The following is an 8,033-nucleotide window of genomic DNA, read 5'->3' as shown; positions in this document are numbered from 1 at the left end:
TTGTCGTTCTGTGCGGGAGGATCGGTGCGGTACCAGCCGGTGATGATCGAGCGCAGCTCGTTGATCGGGCCGGCGGCCAGGATCATCAGGATATGGACGACGAAGAAGGCGACCAGCAGCACCATCACGGTGAAATGGATGGTGCGTGCCGTCTGCCGGCCACCGAGCAGATCGTTGAGGAAAGGCAGCACCGAGTTCATGCTTGGCGACATCGCCAGACCGGTGATGATCATCAGCGGCAGCAGCACGAACAGAACCCCGCCATAGGCCATCTTCTGCAGCGTGTTGTATTCGCGCGTGTGGTGGAATTTGAGCTTGGCGTGGTCGACGATGTCTTGCGGCAACCGCTTCAAATCGTCGAGGCGTGGCGCGAGATCGCGGCGGATGTGACCGTTGACGATGCTGGCGACCAGCCAGACGATCAACGTCGTGGTGAGTATCCAGGCAAAGAAGAAATGGATGACGCGCGCAGTGCCGAGATCATAGTAGGACGGGATGGTCGCCCAGGACGGGAAGGCGCGGGACGTCTCCTGGCCGGCCGGACCCGACCAGCCGAGCACCCCAGTGGTGTTGAAGCGTTTGCCGAAGATCTCCGTGTAGCCGCGCGGACCCGCATCGGAGTTCTCGGCGCCGATGGCGAAGATGGTGTTGTTGTAATCGAAGCCCGATTGCTTGCCGATATAGAGCTGCGGACGGGCATTGAAGATCTGCAGGCCGGACAACAGCATGAAGAACAGCGAGATGGCCCACAGCCAATGCGTCAGCCGCGTCCAGCGCGACTGCCGGTAAATCAGCGTTTTGTCGTTCGACGCCGAAGCGCCTGGATCGGCGGCGGATTGGCTTCTGGCAACGGATTCCATCGTGTTTCGTCTCCCGGCCTCGCGGCATGGCCTGCGCGCTCATTGTCCTCCTGATACGTCGCGATCCAAACCGATGTTTCATCCGATCACGGATTTATTACGGACCGCCCAGGCTGACGGCGAGATTGACGGCAGCGGCGACGATGACCGTGTTGAAGAAAAACGACAGGATCGAGTGGACAAGCACGACACGACGCATATGCGTCGTCGAGATGTTGGTGTCGGCGGTCTGCGCCGTCATGCCGATCACCGTCGAGAAATAGAGGAAGTCCCAACCCTCCGGCCGTTTGTCGCCCGGAAACAGCAGTCCGCCGACCGGGATTTTCTTCCTGGTCTCGGCATCCATCGCATCGCCATCCATCCAGTAGACATGAGCATAATGGAGCGCTGCCATGGCATGGATGGTGAACCAGCCGAGCGGGATCGACAGCAGCGCGAAGAAGAGCTCGATGGGATGGCTTCTGTCCTTCTGATTGATCAGCAGGAACAATGCGACAACGGCAACGCCGACGACGACAAGCGTCACGGCGAAGATGACCAGCACCGGCTGGTCGGTGGCGCGCGCATTCTTGCTCAGATACCTGCCGGTGAACTTCGGCATCTGGGCGACGACGAGAATGACATAGGCGGCAAAGAACGCGTTGGCGCCGATCGAATAGGCAAGCGGAGCGTGCAGCAGCAACGCCACCAGAAGCGCAAAGACGCCGAAGCAGGCAGACACAGCAAACAGCATGTGGCGCTGCATGGGTTTGTCTATCGGAGCTTCGGCGGCCATGGTGGTTCCAGCCCTGGATAGCGCTAATCCGGTGTGGCCGATTTCATGGCACGCCGCAAGATGCGATCGAGTTCGCCCAGAAACCGCGACCGGTCTTGCGGCGCGAAGCTGGCATTGTAGCCCTTGCTTTCGCCGGTCTCGCGCAGATGCTGCTTCAGGTCGCGCATCGCCACCGCCATGCCGATCGTTTCCGGCGTGAAGGGACGTCCGGTTGGCCCAAGCACATGGGCGCCAAGCGCCACCGCGCGGGCGGCCAGCGGAATGTCGGCGGTGATCACAATGTCGTTGGTGCGTGCATTGTCGACGATCCAGTCGTCGGCGGCATCAGCGCCCTTGGAGACCACGACATTGCGGACCATCGGATCGCGCGACGGCCGCAGGCCGCCATTGGAGACGTAGGTGACAACGACGCCATGCCGGTCGGCCACTTTTTCGACCTCGGCCTTGACCGGGCAGGCGTCTGCATCGACGAGAATGGCGGGGAGTTCGCTCATGTTTCTTTTCTCCTCCCATTGTGAACCACGGAGGCCGCGCGCCGGTTGGACCGCGGCCTGCGATCTTCCTCAGTAAACCACGACGCTTCTGATCGATTTGCCCTCATGCATGAGATCGAAACCCTTGTTGATGTCCTCGAGCTTGAGCGTGTGGGTGATCATCGGGTCGATCTGGATCTTGCCGTCCATGTACCAGTCGACGATCTTCGGCACATCGGTGCGGCCGCGCGCGCCGCCGAAGGCGGTGCCCATCCAGGTGCGGCCGGTGACCAGCTGGAACGGCCTGGTCGAGATCTCCTGGCCGGCGCCGGCAACGCCGATGACCACCGACTTGCCCCAGCCGCGATGCGAGGCTTCCAGCGCCTGACGCATCACCTTGGTGCTGCCGGTGCAGTCGAATGTGTAGTCGGCGCCGCCGATCTGGTCGGCGCCACGCTTGGTCATGTTGACGAGGTAGGGCACGACATCGCCGTCGATCTCCTTCGGATTGACGAAATGCGTCATGCCGAAGCGCTCGCCCCACTCCTTCTTGTCGTTGTTCAAATCGACGCCGATGATCATGCCGGCGCCGGCAAGTTTCAGGCCCTGGATGACATTGAGGCCGATGCCGCCGAGGCCGAAGACGACCGCGGTGGCGCCGATCTCGACCTTGGCGGTGTTGATCACGGCACCGATGCCGGTGGTGACGCCGCAGCCGATGTAGCAGATCTTGTCGAAGGGCGCGTCGGGGTTGACCTTGGCCAGTGCGATCTCGGGCAGCACGGTGAAGTTGGAGAAGGTCGAGCAGCCCATATAGTGAAAGATCTTGTCCTTGCCGATCGAGAAGCGCGACGAACCATCGGGCATCAGGCCCTGGCCCTGCGTGGCGCGGATCGCCGTGCAGAGGTTCGTCTTTCTCGACAGGCAGGACGGGCACTGGCGGCATTCGGGCGTATAGAGCGGGATGACGTGGTCGCCCTTCTTGAGCGAGGTGACACCCTTGCCGACATCGACGACGACGCCGGCGCCTTCATGGCCGAGGATGGCCGGAAACAGACCTTCCGGATCGGCGCCCGACAGTGTGAATTCGTCGGTGTGGCAAATGCCTGTCGCCTTGATCTCGACCAGCACTTCGCCCTCGCGCGGGCCCTCGAGGTCGACCTCCATGATCTCCAGCGGCTTTCCGGCGGCAACAGCGACAGCGGCGCGGGTTTTCATCAGGCGTCCTCCAATGCGAATTTTTTTCCAAGGTTTCAGGTTTTGCCGACACGATCAACTGGCAGCTGGCTCCCCGACTGGGCCACAGCGATGAATTGGAATCGCAAGTCGATTGAAAGGCAGTGAATTGCATGGTCGGCTTGACCCTGCAAGCACAGGCCATAAAAGGAACGGCCGACCCGAGGGATGACATTTCGCATGTTCACCAAGATCCTGATCGCCAATCGCGGCGAAATTGCCTGCCGCGTCATCAAGACGGCGCGCAAGATGGGCATTGCCACCGTCGCGGTCTATTCCGATGCCGATCGCGACGCCGTGCATGTCGAGATGGCCGACGAGGCGGTGCATATCGGGCCTTCGCCAGCCGCGCTGAGCTATCTCGTCCCTGAAAAGATCATCGCCGCGTGCAAGGAGACGGGAGCCCAGGCCGTGCACCCCGGCTACGGATTCCTGTCCGAGCGGGCGGCCTTCTGTGAGGCGCTGGAAGCGGAAGGCATCATTTTCATCGGCCCGAAGCCCAAGGCGATCAAGGCGATGGGTGACAAGATCGAATCGAAGAAGTTCGCCAACGCCGCCAAGGTTTCCACCGTGCCCGGCTGGCTCGGCGTCATCGAGAATGCCGATCATGCCGAAAAGATCGCCGGCGAAATCGGTTATCCCGTGATGATCAAGGCTTCGGCCGGCGGCGGCGGCAAGGGCATGCGCATCGCCTGGAGCGAAGCCGAAGTGCGCGATGGCTTCGACCGCGCGCGCTCGGAAGCCAAGAGTTCGTTCGGCGACGATCGTCTCTTCATCGAGAAATTCGTCGTCGATCCGCGCCACATCGAAATCCAGGTGCTGGCCGACGCGCATGGCAACGCGCTCTATCTCGGCGAGCGCGAATGCTCGATCCAGCGACGCAACCAGAAGGTCGCCGAAGAGGCGCCGTCGCCATTCCTGGACGCCGCGACACGCAAGGCCATGGGCGAGCAGTCTGTGGCGCTGGCCAAGGCCGTCGACTACCAGAGCGCCGGCACGGTCGAATTCATCGTCGACAAGGACAAGAACTTCTATTTCCTTGAAATGAATACACGATTGCAGGTCGAGCACCCGGTGACGGAGCTCATCACCGGCATCGATCTGGTCGAGCAGATGATCCGCGTCGCCGCCGGCGAAAAGCTTGGCCTGAAGCAAAGCGACATCGAGCTGAACGGCTGGGCGGTGGAAAGCCGGCTCTATGCCGAAGACCCTTACCGCAATTTCCTGCCTTCGATCGGCCGGCTGACCCGCTACCGGCCGCCGGAGGAAGGACAATTCGGCGATGTCGTCATCCGCAACGACACCGGCGTCACCGAAGGCTCCGAAATCTCGATGTTCTACGATCCGATGCTCGCCAAGCTGTGCACCTGGGCGCCGACGCGTCTGGAAGCCATCGATGCCATGTCGGAAGCGCTCGACAGCTTCGTCGTCGACGGAATCGAGCACAACATTCCGTTCCTGGCTGCCTTGATGCAGCATCAGCGTTGGCGGGAAGGGCGGATATCGACCGCTTTCATATCGGAGGAATATCCCGACGGTTTCGCGCCGGTCGTGCCGAACGACGACGAGAAAGCGGTGCTGGCGTCGATCGCGACCGCAGTGGAACTGCTGCGACGTGATCGGCTTGACCGGCTGGGCGGGCGCCTGGCGCCGCATTCGGGAGCGCTGAAGCGCGACTGGGTCGTGAAGATCGATGATGACTATCTGTCGGCGTCCATCATCGAGGGCATGATTTCCATTCCGATGGAAGTCGATCTGTCGATCGCGGGCGGCAAGGCGCTGACCGTTGCATCCGGCTGGCGGCCGGGCGATCTGGTCTGGCGCGGTACGGTCGGCAAGCGCAAGGTTACGGCTCAGGTCAGGCCGGTCGCCAATGGCTTTCGCATCGCCTGGAAAGGCATGTCGGTGACCGCGCGCGCCATGCTGCCGCGCACCGCCGAACTGGAAAGGCTGATGCCCGAAAAGGTGGCGCCGGACACGTCGAAGCTGCTGCTTTGCCCGATGCCTGGCCTTGTCGTGTCGATTGCCGTTGCCGAAGGCCAGGAGGTCAAGGCAGGCGAGACATTGGCGGTGGTCGAAGCGATGAAGATGGAAAACGTGCTGCGTGCCGAACGCGACCTTGTCGTCTCCAAACTCAACGCCAAGCCTGGCGACAGCCTGGCTGTCGACGCTGTGATCATGGAGTTTGCTTAGGGCTAGCCGGGCAGGCAGCCTGTGATCAGCAGTGGTTTGTGCTGGACTGGCATCGCGCGGTCCCGGACAATACATCTCCATCGACTCAAGGACCTTCACGCAGCACCATGGCCGACGAAAAACTCCCCCGCGATCCCTTGAAGCGAGAAGCGGCGATTGCTGCGGCGCGGCCGGAGGCCCCGGCGCGGCCCTTCGTCCATTTGCTCGTGCATTCGGCCTATTCGCTGCTGGAAGGCGCCTTGCAGATCGGCAAGGTGGTGGCTCATGCGGTCAAGGACGAAGCCCCGGCCATCGCCGTTACCGACACCAACAACCTGTTTGGCGCGCTCGAATTCGCGCAGAAGGCGGTGAAGGACGGCATCCAGCCGATCATCGGCTGCCAGACGGCGCTCGCCTTTTCCGGCGAAAACAGCGATGGCCAGCGCGACCGCCGACGGCAAGGTCCCGATATGCGGCCGGTCGTTCTGCTTGCCGCGACCGAGGCGGGCTATTCCAATCTGGTCAGGCTGGTCAGCCGCGTCTACCTCGAAACGCCGCCGGGCGAAGCCGTGCACCTGACCACGGAAATGATGGAAGGCTATTGTGACGGGTTGATCTGCCTCAGCGGCGGACCGCGCGGACCGATCGGCACCGCGCTCAAGGAAGATCGCCGCGATCTGGCCGAAGCCCGGCTTCTGACTCTCAAGGAGATGTTCGGCGACCGGCTCTATGTCGAGCTTGATCGGGTTTCCGGTTATGATCGCGTGATCGAAAAATCCTCGATCGATCTGGCCTATGCCCATGAACTGCCGCTGGTCGCCACCAACGAGGCGTTCTTTTCCTCTCGCGACGACTATGACGCACATGACGCGCTGATTGCCATTGCCGAGGGATCGGTCGTTGCCGCCGACAACCGCCGCCGGCTGTCGCCCGACAATTTCCTGCGCAGCCAGGCCGATATGGCAAGGCTCTTTGCCGACCTGCCGGAGGCGATCGACAACACTGTCGAGATCGCGCTGCGCTGCTCCTATTACCCGAAGAACCGCAATCCGATCCTGCCGCGCTTCACCGGCGGCGATGTCGCCGACAATGACGCCGCCGTGCAGGCGGAAGCCGACGAACTGGCCCGCCAGGCCCATGAGGGGCTCGACGCGCGCCTTGCCATGCATGGCCCGACCGCGGGCTATACGGTCGAGCAATACCGCGAGCGGTTGAACTTCGAGCTTGGCATCATCACCAAGATGAAGTTTCCCGGCTACTTCCTGATCGTTGCCGACTTCATCAAATGGGCCAAGGCGCAAGGCATTCCGGTCGGGCCTGGCCGCGGTTCGGGCGCAGGCTCGCTGGTCGCCTATTCGACCACCATCACCGACATTGATCCGCTGCGCTTCTCGCTGCTGTTCGAGCGCTTCCTCAATCCCGACCGCGTGTCGATGCCCGACTTCGACATCGACTTCTGCCAGGATCGGCGCGAGGAGGTCATCCGCTACGTCCAGCAGAAATACGGCCGCGACCAGGTCGGCCAGATCATCACCTTCGGTACGCTGCAGGCGCGCGCCGTGCTGCGCGACGTCGGCCGCGTCCTGCAAATGCCCTATGGCCAGGTCGACAAGCTCTCCAAGATGGTGCCGCAGAACCCGGCCAATCCGGTCAAGCTCGCCGACGCCATCGCCAACGAGCCGCGCTTTGCCGAAGAGGCCGAGAGGGAGCCGATCGTTCAGACGCTGCTCGACATGGCGCAGAAGCTGGAAGGCCTCTACCGCCATGCCTCGACGCACGCCGCCGGCATCGTCATCGGCGACCGGCCGCTCTCGGAGCTGGTGCCGATGTACCGCGATCCGCGCTCGGACATGCCCGTCACCCAGTTCAACATGAAATATGTCGAGCAGGCCGGACTGGTGAAGTTCGACTTCCTCGGCCTGAAGACGCTGACCGTGCTGGAGACGGCGGTGAAGCTGATCCGCCGGCGCGGCATCGAGATCGACCTGGCAACCATCCCGCTCGACGATCCCGAGACCTACGCCATGCTGTCGCGCGGCGAAGTGGTCGGCGTGTTCCAGGTGGAAAGTGCCGGCATGCGCAAGGCGCTGATCGGCATGCGGCCCGACTGCATCGAGGACATCATCGCGCTGGTCGCACTGTATCGACCCGGCCCGATGGAAAACATCCCGACCTACAACGCCCGCAAGCATGGCGAGGAGGAGATGGCCTCGATCCATCCCAAGATCGACCATCTGGTGAAGGAGACGCAAGGCGTCATCGTCTACCAGGAACAGGTGATGCAGATCGCGCAGGAGCTGTCGGGCTACTCGCTCGGCGAAGCCGATCTGCTGCGCCGCGCCATGGGCAAGAAGATTCGCGCCGAGATGGACAAGCAGCGCGAGCGCTTCGTCTCCGGCGCGGTCGAGCGTGGCGTCGGCAAGCCGCAAGCCGACTTCATTTTCGACCTGCTGGCCAAGTTCGCTGACTATGGTTTCAACAAATCGCACGCCGCCGCCTATGCGGTGGTTTCATACC

General features: G+C 62.5%; 6 protein-coding genes. 2 read left to right on the top strand and 4 right to left on the bottom strand.

Annotation, left to right across the window (positions count from 1 at the left end):
* From ENZ75_RS13165 to ENZ75_RS13150, 4 genes are all read right to left on the bottom strand, one after another.
* Positions 1-860, bottom strand: an 860-nt coding sequence (locus ENZ75_RS13165) for a cytochrome b/b6 domain-containing protein (RefSeq protein WP_164887803.1), incomplete at its 3' end; no start/stop codon positions are given.
* A gap of 97 nt (positions 861-957) precedes the next feature.
* Complete coding sequence (locus ENZ75_RS13160) at positions 958-1,635, bottom strand: DUF1345 domain-containing protein (RefSeq protein WP_013531945.1); 678 nt, start codon at positions 1,633-1,635, stop codon at positions 958-960.
* A gap of 23 nt (positions 1,636-1,658) precedes the next feature.
* On the bottom strand, positions 1,659-2,129 hold the full coding sequence (locus tag ENZ75_RS13155; RefSeq protein WP_013531944.1) for a YaiI/YqxD family protein: 471 nt from the start codon (positions 2,127-2,129) through the stop codon (positions 1,659-1,661).
* Between the two features lie 69 nt (positions 2,130-2,198).
* Complete coding sequence (locus tag ENZ75_RS13150; protein WP_128278131.1) at positions 2,199-3,326, bottom strand: S-(hydroxymethyl)glutathione dehydrogenase/class III alcohol dehydrogenase; 1,128 nt, start codon at positions 3,324-3,326, stop codon at positions 2,199-2,201.
* A 198-nt stretch (positions 3,327-3,524) separates the two neighbouring features.
* Between ENZ75_RS13150 and ENZ75_RS13145 the strand changes: the two genes are divergently transcribed.
* Positions 3,525-5,537 (top strand): acetyl/propionyl/methylcrotonyl-CoA carboxylase subunit alpha, encoded by a 2,013-nt coding sequence (locus ENZ75_RS13145; RefSeq protein ID WP_063170220.1) that lies wholly within the window; start codon positions 3,525-3,527, stop codon positions 5,535-5,537.
* A gap of 107 nt (positions 5,538-5,644) precedes the next feature.
* On the top strand, positions 5,645-8,033 hold a 2,389-nt coding region (gene dnaE, locus ENZ75_RS13140; protein WP_128278130.1), incomplete at its 3' end, for a DNA polymerase III subunit alpha.

This window comes from Mesorhizobium sp. M7A.F.Ca.CA.002.04.1.1 (assembly GCF_004022805.1).
GTDB classification, from domain to species: Bacteria; Pseudomonadota; Alphaproteobacteria; order Rhizobiales; family Rhizobiaceae; genus Mesorhizobium; species Mesorhizobium ciceri.
The sequence above is the reverse complement of the archived record's forward strand: the minus strand, read 5'-3'. Positions and strand labels throughout refer to the sequence as shown.

Coding starts and splice junctions, on each gene's coding strand:
- ENZ75_RS13160 (WP_013531945.1), bottom strand. CDS start 1,635: ATGGCCGCCGAAGCTCCGATAGACAAACCCATGCAGCGCCACATGCTG.
- ENZ75_RS13155 (WP_013531944.1), bottom strand. CDS start 2,129: ATGAGCGAACTCCCCGCCATTCTCGTCGATGCAGACGCCTGCCCGGTC.
- ENZ75_RS13150 (WP_128278131.1), bottom strand. CDS start 3,326: ATGAAAACCCGCGCCGCTGTCGCTGTTGCCGCCGGAAAGCCGCTGGAG.
- ENZ75_RS13145 (WP_063170220.1), top strand. CDS start 3,525: ATGTTCACCAAGATCCTGATCGCCAATCGCGGCGAAATTGCCTGCCGC.